This window comes from Psychromonas arctica DSM 14288 (assembly GCF_000482725.1).
GTDB classification, from domain to species: Bacteria; Pseudomonadota; Gammaproteobacteria; order Enterobacterales; family Psychromonadaceae; genus Psychromonas; species Psychromonas arctica.
The window spans coordinates 127,192-146,639 of the sequence record NZ_KI519481.1 but is presented as its reverse complement, the minus strand read 5'-3'; the positions used below and the strand labels follow the sequence as shown (position 1 = coordinate 146,639).

Sequence of the window (19,448 nt, the reverse complement as noted above, 5' to 3'; positions counted from 1 at the left end):
GTTAATCCTTAATAGGAGGTGGCGCTAGCACTTCACGATTACTATTAGCCCCTGACGGTGCACTAATTACACCTTGTGCTTGTAATTGATCAACAAGACGAGCGGAACGGTTATAACCAATACGGAATCGACGTTGAATACTTGAAATAGACACTTTACGTGTTTCAGTTATAAAACTAACCACCTCATCAAATAATGGGTCAATTTCATCCTCTCCTTCGGCTTGCTCACCCGGTAATAACATATCTAAATCCGCATCCCCGGCTAGAATTTCTTGTACATAATTTGGCTGGCCACGTTTTTTCCAGTCAGCAACTACTTTATGCACTTCATGGTCATCGACAAAAGCACCATGAACACGTGTTGGCACACCGACACCCGGTGGCATATATAACATATCACCATGACCTAATAACGTTTCCGCACCTTGTTGGCCTAGAATCGTTCGAGAGTCAATTTTACTCGACACTTGGAAAGCAATTCGAGTTGGAATATTCGCTTTAATCAAACCAGTAATAACATCAACCGATGGTCGTTGTGTGGCTAAAATTAAGTGTATACCTGCTGCACGGGCTTTTTGTGCAATACGCGTAATTAATTCTTCACACTTTTTACCCACAATCATCATCATATCGGCAAACTCATCCACTACAACGACAATAGCAGGTAGTTTTTCTAGTTCTGGTGCGCTTTCTGCCATGCTATCACCCGGTTTCCATAATGGATCTAAAATGGGTTCCCCTGCCGCTTTTGCTTTTCTGATCGCAGTATTATATCCCGCTAGATTACGGACACCGATTTCAGCTAAAAGTTTATAACGACGTTCCATCTCTCCAACACACCAACGCAATGCATTAGCGGCATCTTTCATATCAGTAACAACTTCAGTTAATAAGTGAGGAATACCTTCATACACATTGAGTTCAAGCATTTTAGGGTCAATCAAGATCATGCGTAAATCTTCAGGTGAAGATTTATACAATAAACTGACTAACATACAGTTAACCCCAACCGATTTACCAGAACCGGTCGTACCCGCCACTAAAAGGTGTGGCATTTTAGCTAAATCCACCACCACAGGTAAACCAGAGATATCTGCACCGAGTACCATGGTTAATGCTGATTTACTTTCATTAAATTTATTACAGTCTAATACCTCAGAGATATAAACTATTTCACGGTGTCGATTTGGTAGCTCCAATGCAATCACGGATTTACCAGGGATTTGATCCACCACACGCACACTCATTGCTGATAAAGCACGCGCTAAATCTTTTTCCAAACTACTGACCGTACTGACTTTCATACCGGGCGCTAAATCTAGTTCAAAACGCGTGATCACGGGTCCAGGTAAAACATTCACTACATCCGCTTTAATTTTAAATTCAAGTAATTTTGCTTCAACTAAACGCGCTGCTATATCCAATTCTTGTTGTGAAATAGGATTAATCTTCTTATCAGGTCTATCTAATAATTCAATACTTGGTAAAGGTGCAATATCTTTATCAACCACAAAGCGTTGCTGAGGACGTGCATGCTCCGGTAGATGGGAGAAATCAACTTTTGCCTTTGCCGATACCTCAGATTGTTGCTTAGGTTGACTAGTAGGTAATGGTTCACTGGTTGATGGAGATTCACTGACTGGATCTTGTTCTGAGAGACGATTATCTTGCCAGTCAATATTATCAATACTTAAATCTACTTGTTCTTGATCATTCTCATTCACAAAAGAAGTGCCTATAAACAAATCATTATCTTGCTCAATATCATCCTGAACACCTGAAAAATCAATATTTTCAACCTCTTCTTCAACTGTATTTTGTTCGCTAAGAGCTGCTAATTTTTTCTGCTCTTTGAGCGCTTGCTTCTGTAGTTTTTTCTCTAACTTCTGTTGTTGTAATTGATGTTTTTCAGCGAATCTATCTTGGTCACCTTCTGAGCGTTGCTGTTTAATTTTTTTAATCGTCTCAGGTAAGTTTCCTAACCATTCAATGGCATTTAATGTGTGCTCACCAATACCATCAATTAAACGTATCCAAGAAAACCCGAACAACAAAGTTGTTCCAGAGATTAAAAAAGTAAGCAAAATAAGGTTAACGGCTAATAAGCTGAAAAAGCCTAACATGCTCTGCGCTAAGATATCTCCAACTAAACCGCCCGAAGGGTAATACAGATAATCATTGACGTTGAGTGCAATTAAAGCGCTTAAGCTAAAGAAGGTAAAAATAAAGCCGACAATACGTAAACTCAAATTTAAAAAATCGACATCAAAATTAAACGTCGGCTTCCATAGAATTGCCCATGCAAAAGAAACAATAATAACCGGGATTAAATACGCTAAAAATCCAAAACCAAAAAATAAAATATCGGCAATCCAAGCGCCCACTCGGCCACCTGAATTTTGAATTTCAGCGACCCATTGTTGCTGCGACCAACTTGGATCTACCGGAGAGAAAGTAAATAAGGACAAAGTAATGAATATGGCAACAAATGCACTAACAATGATCCCAACTTCTAATAACTTTTGCACCCCTGACAGGTGATTTAATAATTTGCTATTTGACAAGAAAATAACCCTAACTCTAAAAAATGCCGAATGGCATATACGAAAAAAAATAAAACGACTTTAATCTAAAAAATTATCCGGCAATTGATCACGTAAACGTAGCCATATTTTACCGCTTGCAAAAGCAGACTCTCGCACTATTTGCATAATTTGCTGACCATCACCTTGTTCAAATACTGTTTTAATATCAGCATAAAAAGATAATGCGATTAACTTAGCTTCACTGTTAGAAAAATAAAAAGTACCCACTTTCCGATACAAATCTTGTAATCCATTTAAGATCAGTACATAAATCATATTATTTGATGACACAGCAACATGGTGATAAAAACGATAATCAAATTCAGTAAATACCTCACTGCTTGCATCCGCAGAAGGAATATTTTCTAAAAACTCAATCACACTCTGACTATTGTGTTTGGCTGCCATTCTTAAAATAATGGTACTTATATTGGTCCGTATAGACATTAGTTGGTCAATAAAATCGCCGCGATGTTCCTTATCTAAGCGTGTTATTGTGCTTAAAATATTAAGACCGGATGTTTCCCAGAAATCATTAACCTTAGTTGACTTACCGTGCCTAATGGTGATCCAGCCTTCTTTTGATAAACGTTGCAGTACTTCGCGTAACGTAGTGCGTGTGACACCTATTTTATCGGCGAGCAATCTTTCTGCTGGCAACTCTGAATGGATCGGAATGGATCCATTCCAAATAGACTCGATTAAGTATTGTTCTGCAACGTCTGCAGGGCCTTTCACTTTCATTATCATGGGTATTTTGACTTTCCAATATCGTATAGCGACATATTAACATATTCATTGTATTCGATGCTGACTGTTTAGAAAAACAGTATTAGCAAATAAGCAAATGTGATCTAAGTCACAATGCAATTTGTAACCTTATCATTTATCACAGTAATTCGCTGTTTATAATGAACTTTTAAAGAGTACAATGTCGCTTAGTGGATTGAAATATTCTATTAGGAGAAACCATTGAGTTCAAATTCCCTTTCACCCAATTTAAAAAACCTTTCTTTGCAACGTTGGCCTTGGCTATTACTGGCGGCTAGCGCATTGATGCTAGAGTTGTCGGCCCTTTATTTTCAACACGTGATGAAGCTTGAACCCTGTGTTATGTGCATTTATGAACGTATCACTATGTTAGCGATCATATTCGCAGGTCTGATTGGGGCTTCTGCACCCAGCTATTTATTGGTTCGTTTAATTGCTTTTGCTGTGTGGGCCGTTGGATCAATATGGGGGTTGTTATTAGCAGTTGAACATGTTGATTATCAAATGAATCCATCACCTTTTGCTACCTGTGATTTTTTCCCTAATTTTCCAGAGTGGTTACCATTGCATGAGTTTATGCCATGGTTATTTAATCCTACTGGTGATTGTTCAGACATCGTTTGGCAATTTATGGGTTACTCAATGCCGCAATGGTTAATATTGAGTTTTGCTATTTATGTTGTGATCTTATTAGTGGTAGCAGTTACTGCAATCTTACCAGCAAAAGCATCTCCCCTTAAATAACGTTAACTTTGCGTAAGTAAAGCAGATCATAATAATAAGAAAAGATCACTTTAAATGCAGCACCGGTTGTCACTTCTTGATAATGAAGTAAGTAACAACGGTGCAGTATTTGATTATTTTAATAATGAATGATCTGCAGGCAAATTTTTCATTATCCAGACCACTAACTTATGACGAATATTAGCCGTATTTTCATCGCCTTCACTTAATGGGTTAATTAACTTATCTTGTACTAGCAAGCGGTAAATACATTCTTGCTTATCTTTTGCTGAGGTTGTCTTATCAATTCCCACATAACCTCGTTTAAGGGCATAAGCGACGCCAAGCTTAGTAGCGTGTTGTAATAACTGAGATTCGTTTTTAATCTTTTTCATACTTATTCCTTAACTTACCGTAAAACGACTTTTCTTTATATTTAACATCGACAACCACTAATATAAAGTATCATTCACAAATAAAGCTTCTATTTGTGAATGAGTTACAAGATTCTTATTAAATAGTGTTGTTATTGATCAGCTGTTTTACCTAGTAACTTTAATATTGCAGCTTCATCTAAAATTTCAATCTCTAATTCCGTCGCTTTAATTAATTTAGAGCCAGCAGCGCTTCCTGCAACCAAAGTATTTGTTTTCTTTGACACACTACCAGCCACTTTAGCACCTAATGCTTGTAAAGCCGCTTTAATGTCATTACGTGAAATAGCCTCAAAGCTGCCGGTAATAACGAAGGTTTTATCCAATAAAGATAACTCACTTTGATCAACTTCTTGTATCTCAGGCCAATGCACACCCGCTGCTAATAATTGTTCAACAACAGTTAAGTTATGCTCTTCGCGAAAGAAATAGTAAAGATGTTTAGCTACAATCTCTCCGACATCGCTAACACTTTTTAATGACTCGATACCTGCTGCAATGATAGCTGGTAAGGTTTTATAATGATTAGCTAAATTAGCGGCCGTTGCTTCCCCAACTTCACGAATGCCTAGGGAATATAAAAAACGCGCGAGTGTCGTTTTTTTACTTAGTTGTAAACTATTTACTAGTTTCTTCGCCGAGGTTTCCCCCATTCGCGGCAAACTAGCAAGCTGCTGAGTGGTTAACGAAAAAAGCTGAGAAGGATCTTTGATCATATTATGGTCAACTAACAACTCTACTAATTTATCGCCCAATCCATCAATATCTAAGGCCTTGCGAGAGGCAAAATGTTTAATGGCTTGTTTGCGTTGCGCTTCGCAGAATAAGCCCCCTGTACAACGTGTTACCGCTTCTCCCTCAATGCGTTCAACATCACTGCCGCAAACAGGACACGCTTCAGGAAAGATAATTTCTTGGGTTAACTCACTATTACGTTGCTCTAATACCACCCTTGCTACCTGCGGGATCACATCACCGGCTCGTCTGACAACAACAACATCGCCAATCAAAATACCTAAGCGTTGAATTTCATCTTTATTATGTAACGTTGCATTAGAGACTGTCACACCACCAACGAAAACAGGCTTTAACTTCGCAACCGGTGTAATCGCACCAGTACGTCCCACTTGGAACTCTACATTCTCCACCACCGTTACAGCTTCCTCAGCCGGAAATTTATAAGCAGTAGCCCAACGCGGAGCACGAGCAACAAAACCCATTTTTTGCTGTAGGGCAATATCATCCACTTTATAAACAACACCGTCTATTTCATAAGTTAAAGACGGTCTTTTTTGTGCAATCTTGTCGTAAAAATCATGACAAGCATCTTTACCTATAACACGTTTTACTTCGCTTGAAACGGGTAAGCCCCAAGCCTTTAGTTGTTCAATACGTTGATATTGACTATTCGCCAACTCACCTTCAAAAACGCCCACTGCGTAACAATAAAAAGCTAATGGACGTGCAGCGGCTATTTTAGAATCTAACTGGCGTAAGCTTCCGGCGGCGGCATTGCGAGGATTAACAAAAGGTTTTTCACCTGCGGCAATCAAGCCTTTATTTAATTTGTCGAACCCTGCTTTTAACATAAACACTTCACCACGTACTTCTAACACCGCGGGTATATTCTCCCCTCGAAGTTTGAGTGGTAAGTTTGTAATGGTTTTAACATTTTCTGTTACATTTTCGCCAGTTAGGCCATCACCTCGAGTTGCCGCTTGAACCAACACACCATTTTCATAAATAATACTAGCTGCTAAGCCATCTAGTTTTGGTTCAATACAAAAAGCAGTTTCAGCTAGAGGGGATTTATCCATCACACGCTGCATAAAATCATTTAATGAGTCGCTATCAAACACATTATCCAAACTCAACATAGGTAATTGATGTGTTACTTGTTCAAACTTTGATAAAGCTGCACCACCTACCTTTTGAGTGGGTGAATTAATCGAAACTAAATCAGGGTTTTCTATTTCAAGTTTTTGTAAAGCTTGGAAAACACGATCATATTCCGCATCAGGGACCGAAGGTGCATCCTGTACATAATATTGATAATTATATTCCTCTAATAATTCGCTTAGTTGTTGTATTTGTTGTTCTACTGTTTGCTTATTATCACTCATCAATCTTTGCTCTTATTTATTTGTTTTTACTAATAAAAAAACCTCGTAAACGAGGTTCTTCTAGAAAGTGGTAAATACCCTTTCAATGTTATTGGTATTGTTGTAAACGCTGACGATACTCCATAAATTGTTCAGGGGTAAATTTCTCTCTTTTTTCATTTAAAACTTCACAGTCAAATTCTTCTGCAGCTTGCTCTACTGCCCGCAACATCATATCGAAGGATTTATTAACACTAATTTTATCATTCGGGGCAGTAAAGAAAAATGAAATACCGGGAGAGTTAAATTGTTCCATGTAATCTAAGTCAAAGGTACCCGGTGCCATCATATTAGCGATACTAAACAAAACTTCACCAGTACCGTCTGAATGTTCATGTCGATGGAAAATATTCATATCACCATAACGAAAACCCGAGGTTAAAAAGAATTGTAATAGTTCATGACCACCTAAACGTTCGCCTTTTTTGGCTGCGATATTAAAAATAAATAATTCATCGGGCAGCTTTTGTTCAACTTGGCTAGTTTGCGCAGTTTCACTTACTTGCTTAGCGTCGATAGCTTGTTTAGAGTCAGTAGCTTTAATATCACCTTTATTTGCTAATTCAATATCGCTGATGATCTGATCGACACTGGTGATATTATTTACATCAGGATGTTGTTTGCTTTCAGGCTCAAGTTTATCAATCACTTGATCTTTTTCGTCTTGAAATACAATAGGATCGGTATCCTTGTTGTCTTCTTGTGCATCAATATTAAAATTGATCACCTCTGACTGTTCTTTATCGTCTGAAAGATGTGAAGAAAAAGCCATTGAATCAAAGTCACGCTCACGGTTGACTGAGTTAGATGATTGTTTATCTTGATCATTAAAGGATTCGTCCCCTTCTTCCAATTCATCATATTGCTCTTCTTGTTCAGCGAGCAAGGCTAATTTATTTTTCCTGTTGAGTAAAAAACCATGGATTAATACACCGGCAATAGCCAAAATACCAATTGCAATAAGAATAGGTTGAAAGTGCTGCATTATTGATTCTCTTGATTGATCATAGATAACTTTATGTCCCTTAAATTACCTTGTATCAAGCTGTGCGTCTATCATTTGCCACTAATTTTTTGCAAAACTGCTAAGGAATTTATAAAAGCGATCAATAATTAGCGAATATTTGCACATTATGTCCATCTACAATTCACATGCATTGATTTTTGTATCTTGAATGACAACCGCTATACAAGGTAATATCATCTGATATAACAATGACAAGGTTTAATCATGAACAATGAACGTTTAATTCATCAGCCATTATCTGGCATAGGGTATTTATTTAAAGGTGTGCAACTTCTTCGCCATCCTCAACTAAGAATGTTTGTACTCATTCCATTATTTATTAACGTATTGATTTTCGCCAGTGCATTCTGGTTTTTATTTTCTAGCATTACCGATTGGATAGATGCTTACATGCAGCAACTTCCATCTATTTTAACTTGGCTATCCTATGTGCTTTGGCCAATTATTATTTTTTCTATTTTATTTTTATTCTCATTTATATTTTCGACTATCGCGAACCTAATTGCCGCACCATTCAATGGTTTGTTAGCAGAAAAAACTGAAATGTTATTAACCAATAAGCCTATCAATGATGAAGGTTGGCAAGATTTATTTAAAGATTTACCAAGGATATTTAAACGAGAATGCCAAAAATGGCTGTATTTCTTACCTCGTATTTTAGGTTGTTTAATTCTATTTTTAATACCAGTGGTGGGCCAAACCGTCGCGCCTATTATTTGGTTTATCTTTGCAGGTTGGATGATGGCAATTCAGTACGCTGACTACCCCTTTGACAACCATAAAGTTTCTTTTGCTAGCATGCGCACCATTTTAGGGAAACGCTACGGTAAAAATATTACTTTCGGAATGGTAATTAGCCTCTGCACTACGTTACCTATTTTAAACTTTATTATTATGCCAATTGCCGTTTGTGGTGCAACTGCTGCTTGGGTTGACATCTATAAAAATCAAGCGCTAACAATAGACCAATAAACACAAAAAAAATCAACCATAAATTCAATGACCATTACTAAGCTGAACCGACTACTAAACTGCACCTACAAAAAAACCTATCCTGATCATTCGATCAGCGATAGGTTTATATTTGAAGTTCATCAATGACAAACTAAAAATATCAATCGTCATCCGAATAGGACGAGATCGATACTTCCAACTTAGTCTATAGGTAATTAAGCAGCAAAGTTCTTAGCTACAAATTCCCAGTTAACTAATGCCCAAAAACCATTTAGGTAGTTAGGACGTACATTGCGGTAATCAATGTAATAAGCATGTTCCCATAAATCAACAGTTAGAAGTGGTGTAGTACCTTCTTCAGTTAATGGAGTACCTGCATTTGATGTATTTACGATTTCTAATGAACCATCTGCTTTTTTAACTAACCAAGTCCATGAAGAACCAAAGTTGTTAACAGCTTTATCATTTAACTGTGCTTGGAATTCAGCAAAAGAACCAAATTTTGCATCGATAGCAGCTGCAAGTTCACCCGTAGGTTCGCCACCAGCGTTAGGTGCTAAACAGTTCCAGTAAAAGGTATGGTTCCAGATTTGTGCAGCATTGTTAAAAACGCCACCTTCAGAAGTTTTAATGATTTCTTCTAGAGATTTTTCAGCAAGATCAGTACCTTCAACTAAACCGTTTAATTTAGCAACGTAAGTAGCGTGGTGCTTACCATGGTGAAACTCTAATGTTTCAGCTGAAATGTGTGGTTCTAATGCATCTTTTGCGTAAGGTAATGCTGGTAATTCAAAAGCCATTTTAAATTCTCCTAATAGAGGCTGAGGGGGATATCAATTTTAGCGACCATTTATACTTTCTTTATGAATAAAAAGCCACAACAAAAATTGAGCTAGATCATTTTTTATCTATGGTAGAATAATCGCAAATTCATAGTAAGATTGCACGCTTAGAACTGATATAATGTGCAATTAATTAATAATATGCTGTCGTTAGAGGAAAAATAATGGAAACTTTAGATAAAATCAAAGAACAATTAAACGAAAACACTATTTTGTTATACATGAAGGGATCGCCTAAATTACCAAGTTGTGGTTTCTCTTCACAAGCTTCACAGGCTTTAATGCAATGTGGACAACCGTTTGCTTACGTTGATATTCTACAAAACCCTGATATTCGTGCTGAACTACCAAAATATGCTAACTGGCCTACTTTCCCACAATTATGGGTAGAAGGTGAGCTTGTAGGTGGTTGCGATATTATTTTAGAAATGTTCCAACAAGGCGAATTACAACCGTTAATTACCGCTGCGGCTGAAAAAGCAAACGCAGCAGAGTAATAATTAAGCATGGTACTGCTTAAGTGTTCCTTAAGCAGTACCTGTTTATAAAGGCTAGCACAATCTTGGTTGTGCTAGCCTTTATATCGACCTGATACCTTTATCTGTCTCCAACTATACTGCTCAACTGCTTTTGCAACTCACATCTGAATAAGCAACACCAACATTATTATAAGCACCAATTCGATAGCAATAAGTATTACCTTGTTTTACTTTTTCATCTAAATAAGTCGTTTCATCCATTTTTAAGGCAGTTAATAATATAAACTCGCCGCTTTCACTGGTACTTCTCTCAACCAAAAAGCCTTCTTCATTATCGGCTAGATCTTCCCAATGTACTTCAATCGAAATATAGTCTGGCAACAAGTCGATGGCATTATTAGAGCGTCCATCTACCACAGAGCCATCAACTTGCTTTTCAACACCTAATTCAGCCTTAGCTAACGCTTCGGCATTTTCCTCATCAACATCGACAGCACAACCTGCTAATGGTAGTAAAATTATTAACGTAGCCAATTTACACCATTTTATTTTTTTCATCTTTATCTTCATCACTTTTGCACAATACCTTTATAGAGCCACTTACATACAATTAAGACCACACCAAATGATCAATTAATTTCCAGTACCTATGGACCCTATAGATGACAAAAGATTCAATCAAAAACAAAAAACATCAAAACCAAGATTACTAATGGACTTAATAAAAAAATATTAAACTAAAAAATCAGACACTTAAAAGTTAAAACGTGAATAAAATTAAAAAATTAAAATCAAACAATTATATTTACAATGGGTAATATATTGAAATATAAAGAGTTCTAAAATTAATTAAATTATTTTTAATTAAAGGTGAAAATAAATGCTTATTACCAGCCACCCAATGCTTTATAACGGTTAACCATGTAATAAAATAGTTCAGCGGTGACTTCAGTATCATAGAGAGCAGAATGTGCTTCTTTATTATTATAATCAACTCCAGCCTCAGCACAGGCTTTGGCTAATACCGTTTGACCTAATGTCAAACCCGCCATACTTGCAGTATCAAATGATGCAAAGGGATGAAAAGGGACACGCTTTAGTTTACAGCGGTCGGTTGCTTTATTAATAAAGCCTTGGTCGAATGAGGCATTGTGCGCAACAATAATGGCACGATTACACTCGTTCAATTTTTGATATTTACGTACTTTTTTAAAAATTTCGGTTAATGCCTCACGCTCATCAACAGCGTTACGTAAAGGATTAAAAGGGTCTATTCCTGTGAAGCTAAGCGCTTTAGGATCTAATTCAGCCCCTTCAAATGGCATCACATGGAAATGAATTTTATCCACGCTTTTTAAGTACCCTTGTTCATCCATTTCAGGAAAAATGGCTGCGATTTCTAAAATCGCATGACACTGAGGATCTAATCCTGATGTTTCAATATCAATTATAACTGGGTAATACCCTCTAAAACGTGCTGCTAATTGGTTATCCATTTCATCTCACTATTAAATAAAGTCAGAGGATTATGCCAGAAAGTGGTAAAAATCGCATAATTTTACTAAAGATATTTATCCCTCTGTCGATATAACTAGCAGTGTTTAAAAATATCGAGCAACTATGAAAAATATTATGATCAAAAATATTTATGCTTTACTATTAATGATGACAGCTATGCCAGCGCTTTCTGCTAATAAGCAGTACAATGCAGGTTTGGATAATTCTAACTGGTATTTGAGTAGTTCATCACCGATACAGTGCACACTTGAGCACCCTATTCCTCGTTATGGTCAGGCTAACTTTGTGGTCAAAGCGAGTAAAAAAATCAATTTAGACTTCAAACTAGACAGTCGACGAGCAATGCCAACCTCTGAAGTGGTGCAATTAAAATCCGTGCCCCCACAATGGCGACCAGGCGCAGTACCTGAGTTAATTGACACAGTCACATTCCATCAACAATTTGATGGTTACGTAACCAGACAAAGTGCATGGCGCATGCTAAATGAACTTGAAAGAGGTCAATACCCAACCTTTTATTTTCATGATTGGTACAACAATAATCAAACGGTCAGTGTCGGACTTTCTTCAATCAATTTTAATAAAAGTTATGATGATTTTAATAATTGTATCTCACGTTTATTGCCCTACAATTTTGATGATATTTCTTACAGTATTTTACGCTATAAAAAAGATGGGTCACTATTAACGCAATTTTCTAAAAAACGCCTAAAAATGATTGGTGATTACATAAAACATGATAAAACGATCAATGTCATTTTGGTGGCGGGTTACTCTGATAGTTATGGTGAAATTAATGCCAATACAGTGTTATCTGAAAAAAGAGCTAACTCTGTAAAAAAATATTTATCGGAAATAGGGTTTAATAACGATAAAATTAAAGTCTCTGGTTTTGGTGAAAAACACCATATCGCCGATAATAGAAGCGTACTAGGCAGAGAACAAAATAGACGTGTGGTTATTTCAATTGAGAAAGAAGAGATATAACGCCTATTTAATTACGATACTTCGCTATTAGGTATATAAATTACTTTAGCAAGCAGACTGTCAATATCAAATAATATAGATTGAGTGAGTTCTGTTGTGTCCTTGATCAACATCGATAAATTAGGAATTTTTTGTAAGCTGCATATAAGCACAATATTGCTGTAATCAGTAAACTCAACCAAAGCTATATGAGGAAATTGCTTTTTTATTGCCGACAAAGCATTGAATAACTGCAGGTTTGTATCTGCTTGAAGATTGATCATGAGCACAGCCTGATCACAAGTTATATTCACAATTTGCTGATAGAAGTGATCAGAAAATAAAAAATATGGGCTTTTCTCTCCGATAAACAAATCACAAATAACCACATCATAGACCTCAGTAGTGTGATCTACATATTGCTCCGCTTTTTGACAAAAAACTTTTACTTCCTTCGGTAAATTAAAGTAACTTGTCGCCATGTCGATAATCGATTGTGAAGCCTCAACGGCAGTCAATGTTAAGTTGGGTATGGTAACCAATGCACGCTCTAAACCTGCTCCCCCCAATCCTAAATTTAAAATTGAAAGTGGCGCTTGTTTAAAGAGTAAAAATAGTAGTAATGACCGAGAAACTGGCGTTAAAATTTGTGTCGGTTTATGTTTGTTCATCACTGATTGTGTAGAGAAACCAGCATATTCGAACCACTTTAATTGCTCTGTTTCTTTAACTACCAATAACCCCCCATCAATCATTTTCTGTTCAACAATAAAAGAGTCTTCCATTAATAATGCTTCACTATCCATGGCAGCTTAATTCCTAGGTGAAAGTAGATAAAGGTCGAATTAACATTATCATTAAATAAAAGAAATGCAGTCCAAGTGTGGGTTATTAATGGTTACTTCAAGTGTGGCAATAGTTTCTAACACTATATGACGTTCGACATTATCAATGCTCATCTTAATGCACTCTTCCCTTTCATTATTACGCCCAGTATCCATTGCAACTCCTTCAAGCGTTTTTCCTGTTTTTAACAAAATTTTGATTGGATAATGGTACATGCACACTATTTCAATGGTGTCGTAATGCTCGCAATTTATCATGGCATTTATCCTTTTATACGGAAAGCTGTTTGTACATACTATAATTAGTCAGCGCTACACCCGCTCGAATGACTTTGTTTTCACTCTCAATTTCAAAAGCAAATTTTTCAAAAAAAGGTTTAGCGACAATCGATGCATGGACGGTTAAACGCCTTAGACCCGCTTGAACAGCAATAGTACAAACATACTGTAATAATGAAGATGCTATGCCTTGTCGTTGCAAAGCAGGTGCAACGAAGAGGCAACCAATGTATCCCTTAGAATCTAACTCAATAAATCCAGCTATTTTATTATCGATAAGCAACAGGTATGGTTTGCTGATCAGTAAGCGCTTTTGCCATTTATGATTATCAACGATACCCGCAGTCCAAGCCTTTTTTTGCGCTTGTGAGTATAGATCATCTTGTATCGCATGTACTGCGTCATGTAAGACCTCAGCGACTTCAGCAGAACGTTGCGGAGTATATTCGACTATTTTCATATATCCTCATATATCGTCATTGTTGTAACACGACATGATCGCTATATTGAACATCTCAAGTTTTGAAAGTCATTTATAAGTTTTTGTCTGTATTACCATAGGGATACTTTATATGGCCGTATCTAATGACTAATATCGCTAACACAATGATAAGAATGGATGCAGATAACCCTAGCATTCTTATTGTGTCCAAATTTTTCATATCTAAAATCATATATCGCGCTAATGTAACGACGGTGATATAGAGTGGCATACGTACAGGCAAACGTCCTGATTTTAAATATAAACTCACCATCGCAAAGACTTCTAAATAAATAAACAGAAGGAGTAAATCCGACAATGTCACCTCACCGTTAGAAATCACTATCCAGACTTCATTCGCCATGGCAACCACGGTTAATAATGCAATAACGAATAACCCAATATGCTCGACTAAGGATAACGCTCTATATCCTGCTTTCTTAACCTTTAACACTGGAATACTCCTTGAAACGAATTGTAATAATGAAGTGGTCTATTCTATTCTTGAATTCAGCTTAGATACAACTGAATTCAATTGATAAATGCATGCCCTTATTTGTCAGATTAAGCATTACTGATTTTTGAACCTAGTAATACACTATTACTTATTTTATTGCTGATTGCTTTTATCGGAGGTGGTTGTCTATGGTTAACTTTAGTATGTGTTTCATTTTTTCTGTCGCTAATTGTTCAGTATGTAAAATATAATGAATTTACAAGCTTGCCACTCTATTTCTACCTTGTTGTTTTGCATTATATAATGCCTGATCCGCTCTATTTATGAACGTATCAATTGTATCTTCGGCTTTAAAGCTTGCGACACCAAAACTTCCCGTTATATGATTCACCGTTTTAAACTGATGATTGTCAACAGCCACTCTTAGTTTCTCTGCTAGTTTTAACGCACCATTTAAATCAGTTTCGTTACAGATAATCAAAAACTCTTCTCCTCCCCACCTACCTACAGTATCAATAACACGCGCATTATTTTTTAAAATACTAGCCATTTCAACTAGGCATTGATCACCAACAATATGTCCAAAATTGTCATTAACTTTTTTATAATGGTCGATATCAAACATAATAATACTTAGTGGGTGTGCAAAACGTTTTGATTGCTCTATTTGTAAATTAAGCACTGAATCAAGTTCCAATCTATTGATTAAATTAGTTAGTGCGTCTGTTTTCGCTAGTGTTAGCGCATTCTCTTCTAATTTTTTTTGATAAGTAATATCCGTTGAAATACCTAAAATACCGATAATGAGGTTAGGCGATGTTTCTGAATAGAGAGGTGTTTTCACTTCAAGGTAAACTTTCTTATCAGCACTATCTTCATTGATAGTAATTTCTTCTCTAGTTTCCTGACCAGACAAAACCTTCAAGTCTATTTCTCTTAACTTTTCTACTATTTCAGGGGAAAATAATTGTTGGTCTCGAATTAAATGCAAATCTTCAGCTGCGCATTTAAATAAGTCCAGAGTGTATTTATTAGCGTAAATATATTTTGATTCAGTATCTTTTATATAAACAAATGACTGCAGATTATCTAACGCAGCATGCAGCCCTCTGAGTTTATTAAGGTGATTTGATATCATGAACAATCCTTTGGCTCGTTTTTATGAATGACATATAACTGTATTTTTTGAATATGGATACTGCACTATAAGATATTAGTAAATTGACCCGATAAGGCATTAAAGAGGCAATAAGGTTTCATTCACTTAAGGACAACTGATATTTTGCTATTTAAAATTAGTTTGATATCGGTGTAGCTTTATCTCAAACACCAATATGCGGCTGTAAAACACATGACATGCAACATACGTCAGGAAAACATAACTAGAAAAGCGAGATCTACCAGTAAATATATTATTTACCTTAATTCAGTATTGCACATAACTTCTTGTTAACCGACTAGACTATGTCTAACTCTGCCCCCATGACGGCTTGCTCATTTAACTATCTCAAATAATGAAGGTTATAAAATTTATACTATAAATCGTTAATCTAAAAGGAAAATAGTCTCATATTTGGTTTTTATCTGGTAACTGCTTATTATTTCATCAAGCAGTAAATTGGCAATGATTCCTTAACTATTGATTTAAAATGACATTACACTTTGTTATCTTAATAAAGTGACACAATACTTATAGCAGTAATATAGGTAGGTAACGGTTACTTTCAAATGACTTTCATTATTAATTTAAGGAAAAAATATGCTTTCTGGTGTATGCATTGGTACCAATGACTTAGCAACTTCCGGTGCTTTTTATGATCAAGTATTAGCCACAATTGGAATGACTTGTATCGTATCTGATGAGCAAGAAAGAGGTTATGCGGGTAAAGATGGCAAAGTGACATTCTTCTTAATCTTACCGTTTAATAAACAACAGGCAACATTTGGTAATGGCACACAAGTCATGTTTTCTGCTCCAGATCCTGAGTCAGTAAGGGCTTTCCATGCGGCGGTATTAAAATGTGGTGGTAGCGATGAAGGGTTACCCGGACCACGTGATTATCACCCTGATTACTATGGCGCCTACGCGCGTGACCTTGATGGCAACAAACTGAATATATCAGTGGTTTTTTGATTCAAAAATGACCAGTAAATGTTAATAAAAGTGCGCTACAAGGCACTTAAACGCATTCACTGGCATAAATTAATGTAGGAACTTCTTCAAGGGGTACAGGTTTTGAAAAGTAATAGCCCTGTGCATAGTCACAACCTAGTTCTATCAACAGGTCTAATTGTTGTTGGGTTTCCACTCCCTCTGCGAGTACTGCTACTTTCAATATTTTACCAAGCTTGATGATATGTTTTACAAAGTTTTTATCCAATTTTGTTTGGCAGACTTTATCGATCAAGCTACGATCTAGTTTCAATTTATCAATTGATAAATAAAAATTTCGAATCAAGCTTAATGATGAATAACCTGTTCCAAAGTCATCGATGGAAATGTGCATGCCTAACGCTTTAATTTGCAACATATTAGCAGATAGCATACTCGCATTAGTGATAGAACTCGTTTCGGTTATTTCTAATTCAAGCAAGTTCGTTGGACAACCTGTTTGATCGAGAATAACTTGTATACGTTCAATAAAGGTACTCATTTCCATTGTTTTAAAGGAAACATTAATCGCAATACGTGGCACTACCATGGCGCCTATCTTCCATTTCACTGATTGCCTACAAACTTTCTCAAAAACCCAGAGATCAAATTCGAAATGCAACCCAATGTCTTCCGTAATAGCAACAAAAATATCAGGAGCAATGTACCCTAATGATTCATCATACCAACGAGACAGCGCTTCAAAACCAATCAGTTTATTCGTTTTAATATCATATTGAGGTTGGTAATGTAGCTGTATTTTATCTTGAGCTATTGCCAGCGGTAATGCATCGGTAATTAGCTTTTTATTTAATAATTCATCGGTTGGCTCTGGAGGTGCAATATAATACTTATTAATACTATATCTTCTGGCTTTTTGCTTTTCAGTTTCTGCAGCTATCTGCATGGAATGGTAACTAGTATATTCAAACCCTGGTGAACTAACTCCTATACTAAAAGACTTATTTATTTCAATGTCTGCTGAAATAGCGATGGGTTTAATTAAATCTGAGCAGAGATGTTTACAAATCAATTCTATTTTATTCATTAATCGGTGCGAGGATAAGTTGCAATGATCTTCAATTAAAATAGCAAATTTTGCATTTGAATAACGAATAACAAAGCCAAAATCTTTGGCTGATTGCTGTAATCGCTTACCTAACATCACTAAATACTGGTCACCTACGAAATAATCATAACGATAATTAATCGTCGAAAAATTATCGACTTCGATAATAATCAACACCAGCTCTTTCAAGCCGAGGTACTTGTTATTGGTTAAATAATTAATTCTAGAAGTTAATGCCCAGCCGTTAGGTAACTCAGAGATTGGATCAATTGACTTATTTTTTGCGATACAAAAATGTAATATGAAAGTATTATTACCTTGAGCAACACAGTGTAATTTAACAGCAACAACATAGTGTAAATGATTAAACATGCCTGCAGTAGCAAAGACCCCCTCTTCCGTCGCAATCGATGCCGTACATAATGTCTGCAAATTAGTAAACTCACTATTTTCTGATAGTACTAGTTTATTTTCTACAGGCATATGCTTTAGTTGCTGAGTAGTGAACCCAAATAGATCAGTAAAAGCCTCGTTACAATCCATAATAATGCCATTATGAATGCTTAACGCCGCTAATAATGTTTTCCGATTATTTGTCATACTAGAACTCACCAAATTTTTGATAATGATAGACTTTATGCTAAGCCTTTAGGTAATTTTTTATTAAGTATATCAAACAATGGCTACTAATAATGAGCAATCATCAACCTTCATTTGTCCTTATTACTTGATAATACAAAGACTTTTATGCCTGATAAATGCAGCAAAGTGTAGTCATCAAAATAAAAACTAGCAATGTCCTCGTTAAAATATAAATAGGATCAGGCGCTAGAATTAGCAAAGTCTGTGAACTAGATTCAATAAATATACTTTCCTTTTCATAAACAAACCTAACACTTTTTTAAAGCATTCTTCGATAAAATGCGAAAACTGATTAGAACCTCATCAGTAATTAATAGAACCGTATGCTATAACGTGTATCATATTTAAACAGTTATATAGTGCAGCAAAGATAACTGTTAATATCAAGTACAACCATAAAAAATAACTAAAAAAGGAATAGATATGGATGCATTTGTATCCGAGCAAATCGACAACAACACTTTAAGGTCCCATCCGTGGACTCATATGATAGAAAATAAGCAATTTATTTATATCGATTTTAAAAAAAGGCCTGATTTGATCCGTACTTCATTAGAAGATCTTATTCCTTTTAAGAAGTGGGCATTTACTGAAACGTTTTATTCGTTAATTGAATGGATAAACAGTACAAAATCCTTACTGGAAAGTAATGATTGCACATTTACTGAAGTTGAAAATAACCCCGACCAACAATATCCTTTTGCAAAAAAATGCAGTGGCCGCTTGATGATTTTATTTCGTAACTTGCCAGAAAATTGTCAACAAAAAAGTATTCAATGGTTAGTTAATAATCTATTGATCCAGATTTCAAGTATAAAACCAGGATTTAAAGCAGGCGCAATATGCGTATCAACATCACCGACTTGCTATTTATCATTAGGGGATGGTCTAGATAGTGGAGGCATGGGTTACCAAGTGACATTAAACTTCCTCGCTTATGGAAAAAATGAACGACGCTGTTATGAAAACATGCAGCAAGTATTAGAGACGGCACAAAGTAGTCTACAGCGAATCAACAAAAGCATCTTGAATGGCGACGTAGATGAACTTTATAACTAGC

The 19,448-nt window shown here is 36.0% G+C and carries 20 protein-coding genes; 6 read left to right on the top strand and 14 right to left on the bottom strand.

Annotated features, from left to right (window positions below; translation table 11 throughout):
- Position 1 precedes the first annotated feature (1 nt).
- Positions 2-2,566, bottom strand: coding sequence for a DNA translocase FtsK 4TM domain-containing protein (locus tag H592_RS0117545; RefSeq protein ID WP_028869920.1), 2,565 nt, complete (start codon positions 2,564-2,566; stop codon positions 2-4).
- A gap of 60 nt (positions 2,567-2,626) precedes the next feature.
- Positions 2,627-3,337 carry a fatty acid metabolism transcriptional regulator FadR gene (fadR, locus tag H592_RS0117540; protein ID WP_028869919.1) on the bottom strand — a complete coding sequence of 237 codons (711 nt, stop codon included), beginning with the start codon at positions 3,335-3,337 and terminating at the stop codon, positions 2,627-2,629.
- A gap of 222 nt (positions 3,338-3,559) precedes the next feature.
- Here fadR and dsbB point away from each other — a divergent pair, with 222 nt between their 5' ends.
- Positions 3,560-4,102 (top strand): disulfide bond formation protein DsbB, encoded by a 543-nt coding sequence (gene dsbB / locus H592_RS0117535; RefSeq protein WP_028869918.1) that lies wholly within the window; start codon positions 3,560-3,562, stop codon positions 4,100-4,102.
- A 113-nt stretch (positions 4,103-4,215) separates the two neighbouring features.
- On the opposite strand, the gene H592_RS0117530 is transcribed toward dsbB, so the two are convergent.
- From H592_RS0117530 to zipA, 3 genes are all read right to left on the bottom strand, one after another.
- Positions 4,216-4,476 (bottom strand): DUF5062 family protein, encoded by a 261-nt coding sequence (locus H592_RS0117530; RefSeq protein WP_028869917.1) that lies wholly within the window; start codon positions 4,474-4,476, stop codon positions 4,216-4,218.
- A gap of 131 nt (positions 4,477-4,607) precedes the next feature.
- Entirely contained in the window at positions 4,608-6,638 is a 2,031-nt protein-coding gene (gene ligA, locus H592_RS0117525) for an NAD-dependent DNA ligase LigA (RefSeq protein ID WP_028869916.1), read from the bottom strand.
- Positions 6,639-6,726: 88 nt separating this feature from the next.
- Complete coding sequence (gene zipA, locus H592_RS23410) at positions 6,727-7,662, bottom strand: cell division protein ZipA (protein WP_028869915.1); 936 nt, start codon at positions 7,660-7,662, stop codon at positions 6,727-6,729.
- Positions 7,663-7,908: 246 nt separating this feature from the next.
- Between zipA and cysZ the strand changes: the two genes are divergently transcribed.
- The gene (cysZ, locus tag H592_RS0117515; RefSeq protein WP_028869914.1) at positions 7,909-8,676 is read left to right on the top strand and encodes a sulfate transporter CysZ; all 768 of its coding nucleotides are present in this window, start codon (positions 7,909-7,911) and stop codon (positions 8,674-8,676) included.
- A gap of 197 nt (positions 8,677-8,873) precedes the next feature.
- Here cysZ and sodB read toward each other — a convergent pair whose 3' ends face one another.
- Positions 8,874-9,458 carry a superoxide dismutase [Fe] gene (sodB, locus tag H592_RS0117510; protein WP_028869913.1) on the bottom strand — a complete coding sequence of 195 codons (585 nt, stop codon included), beginning with the start codon at positions 9,456-9,458 and terminating at the stop codon, positions 8,874-8,876.
- 206 nt (positions 9,459-9,664) lie between these two features.
- Between sodB and grxD the strand changes: the two genes are divergently transcribed.
- Positions 9,665-9,997, top strand: coding sequence for a Grx4 family monothiol glutaredoxin (gene grxD, locus H592_RS0117505; RefSeq protein ID WP_028869912.1), 333 nt, complete (start codon positions 9,665-9,667; stop codon positions 9,995-9,997).
- A gap of 123 nt (positions 9,998-10,120) precedes the next feature.
- On the opposite strand, the gene H592_RS0117500 is transcribed toward grxD, so the two are convergent.
- Positions 10,121-10,537: a fibronectin type III domain-containing protein gene (locus tag H592_RS0117500; protein WP_028869911.1), complete on the bottom strand. Its 417-nt coding sequence runs from the start codon at positions 10,535-10,537 to the stop codon at positions 10,121-10,123.
- 329 nt (positions 10,538-10,866) lie between these two features.
- A complete protein-coding gene (rnt, locus tag H592_RS0117495) occupies positions 10,867-11,475 on the bottom strand; it encodes a ribonuclease T (protein WP_028869910.1) in 609 nt (202 codons plus the stop codon).
- 124 nt (positions 11,476-11,599) lie between these two features.
- Between rnt and H592_RS0117490 the strand changes: the two genes are divergently transcribed.
- The gene (locus H592_RS0117490) at positions 11,600-12,484 is read left to right on the top strand and encodes a flagellar protein MotY (RefSeq protein ID WP_028869909.1); all 885 of its coding nucleotides are present in this window, start codon (positions 11,600-11,602) and stop codon (positions 12,482-12,484) included.
- An 11-nt stretch (positions 12,485-12,495) separates the two neighbouring features.
- On the opposite strand, the gene H592_RS0117485 is transcribed toward H592_RS0117490, so the two are convergent.
- From H592_RS0117485 to H592_RS0117465, 5 genes are all read right to left on the bottom strand, one after another.
- Positions 12,496-13,269 carry a spermidine synthase gene (locus H592_RS0117485; protein WP_028869908.1) on the bottom strand — a complete coding sequence of 258 codons (774 nt, stop codon included), beginning with the start codon at positions 13,267-13,269 and terminating at the stop codon, positions 12,496-12,498.
- 51 nt (positions 13,270-13,320) lie between these two features.
- Complete coding sequence (locus H592_RS0117480) at positions 13,321-13,566, bottom strand: Rho-binding antiterminator (RefSeq protein ID WP_028869907.1); 246 nt, start codon at positions 13,564-13,566, stop codon at positions 13,321-13,323.
- Positions 13,567-13,579: 13 nt separating this feature from the next.
- The gene (locus tag H592_RS0117475) at positions 13,580-14,047 is read right to left on the bottom strand and encodes a GNAT family N-acetyltransferase (RefSeq protein WP_028869906.1); all 468 of its coding nucleotides are present in this window, start codon (positions 14,045-14,047) and stop codon (positions 13,580-13,582) included.
- A gap of 73 nt (positions 14,048-14,120) precedes the next feature.
- On the bottom strand, positions 14,121-14,522 hold the full coding sequence (locus H592_RS0117470) for a phosphate-starvation-inducible protein PsiE (protein ID WP_028869905.1): 402 nt from the start codon (positions 14,520-14,522) through the stop codon (positions 14,121-14,123).
- Between the two features lie 259 nt (positions 14,523-14,781).
- Complete coding sequence (locus H592_RS0117465) at positions 14,782-15,663, bottom strand: sensor domain-containing diguanylate cyclase (protein ID WP_028869904.1); 882 nt, start codon at positions 15,661-15,663, stop codon at positions 14,782-14,784.
- Positions 15,664-16,284: 621 nt separating this feature from the next.
- Between H592_RS0117465 and H592_RS0117460 the strand changes: the two genes are divergently transcribed.
- On the top strand, positions 16,285-16,659 hold the full coding sequence (locus tag H592_RS0117460; protein WP_028869903.1) for a VOC family protein: 375 nt from the start codon (positions 16,285-16,287) through the stop codon (positions 16,657-16,659).
- Positions 16,660-16,705: 46 nt separating this feature from the next.
- Here the strand turns inward: H592_RS0117460 and H592_RS22705 are convergent, their stop codons facing one another.
- Entirely contained in the window at positions 16,706-18,346 is a 1,641-nt protein-coding gene (locus H592_RS22705; protein WP_037072083.1) for a putative bifunctional diguanylate cyclase/phosphodiesterase, read from the bottom strand.
- Positions 18,347-18,811: 465 nt separating this feature from the next.
- Here H592_RS22705 and H592_RS0117450 point away from each other — a divergent pair, with 465 nt between their 5' ends.
- Positions 18,812-19,447, top strand: coding sequence for a hypothetical protein (locus H592_RS0117450; RefSeq protein WP_028869902.1), 636 nt, complete (start codon positions 18,812-18,814; stop codon positions 19,445-19,447).
- The last annotated feature ends 1 nt before the right edge of the window (position 19,448 follow it).

Bases quoted from the DNA above. Each gene is read 5' to 3' on its own strand.
- fadR (WP_028869919.1), bottom strand. From the start codon at position 3,337: ATGATAATGAAAGTGAAAGGCCCTGCAGACGTTGCAGAACAATACTTA.
- H592_RS0117530 (WP_028869917.1), bottom strand. From the start codon at position 4,476: ATGAAAAAGATTAAAAACGAATCTCAGTTATTACAACACGCTACTAAG.
- ligA (WP_028869916.1), bottom strand. From the start codon at position 6,638: ATGAGTGATAATAAGCAAACAGTAGAACAACAAATACAACAACTAAGC.
- zipA (WP_028869915.1), bottom strand. From the start codon at position 7,662: ATGCAGCACTTTCAACCTATTCTTATTGCAATTGGTATTTTGGCTATT.
- cysZ (WP_028869914.1), top strand. From the start codon at position 7,909: ATGAACAATGAACGTTTAATTCATCAGCCATTATCTGGCATAGGGTAT.
- sodB (WP_028869913.1), bottom strand. From the start codon at position 9,458: ATGGCTTTTGAATTACCAGCATTACCTTACGCAAAAGATGCATTAGAA.
- grxD (WP_028869912.1), top strand. From the start codon at position 9,665: ATGGAAACTTTAGATAAAATCAAAGAACAATTAAACGAAAACACTATT.
- H592_RS0117500 (WP_028869911.1), bottom strand. From the start codon at position 10,537: ATGAAAAAAATAAAATGGTGTAAATTGGCTACGTTAATAATTTTACTA.
- rnt (WP_028869910.1), bottom strand. From the start codon at position 11,475: ATGGATAACCAATTAGCAGCACGTTTTAGAGGGTATTACCCAGTTATA.
- H592_RS0117490 (WP_028869909.1), top strand. From the start codon at position 11,600: ATGAAAAATATTATGATCAAAAATATTTATGCTTTACTATTAATGATG.
- H592_RS0117485 (WP_028869908.1), bottom strand. From the start codon at position 13,269: ATGGATAGTGAAGCATTATTAATGGAAGACTCTTTTATTGTTGAACAG.
- H592_RS0117480 (WP_028869907.1), bottom strand. From the start codon at position 13,566: ATGATAAATTGCGAGCATTACGACACCATTGAAATAGTGTGCATGTAC.
- H592_RS0117475 (WP_028869906.1), bottom strand. From the start codon at position 14,047: ATGAAAATAGTCGAATATACTCCGCAACGTTCTGCTGAAGTCGCTGAG.
- H592_RS0117465 (WP_028869904.1), bottom strand. From the start codon at position 15,663: ATGATATCAAATCACCTTAATAAACTCAGAGGGCTGCATGCTGCGTTA.
- H592_RS0117460 (WP_028869903.1), top strand. From the start codon at position 16,285: ATGCTTTCTGGTGTATGCATTGGTACCAATGACTTAGCAACTTCCGGT.
- H592_RS22705 (WP_037072083.1), bottom strand. From the start codon at position 18,346: ATGACAAATAATCGGAAAACATTATTAGCGGCGTTAAGCATTCATAAT.
- H592_RS0117450 (WP_028869902.1), top strand. From the start codon at position 18,812: ATGGATGCATTTGTATCCGAGCAAATCGACAACAACACTTTAAGGTCC.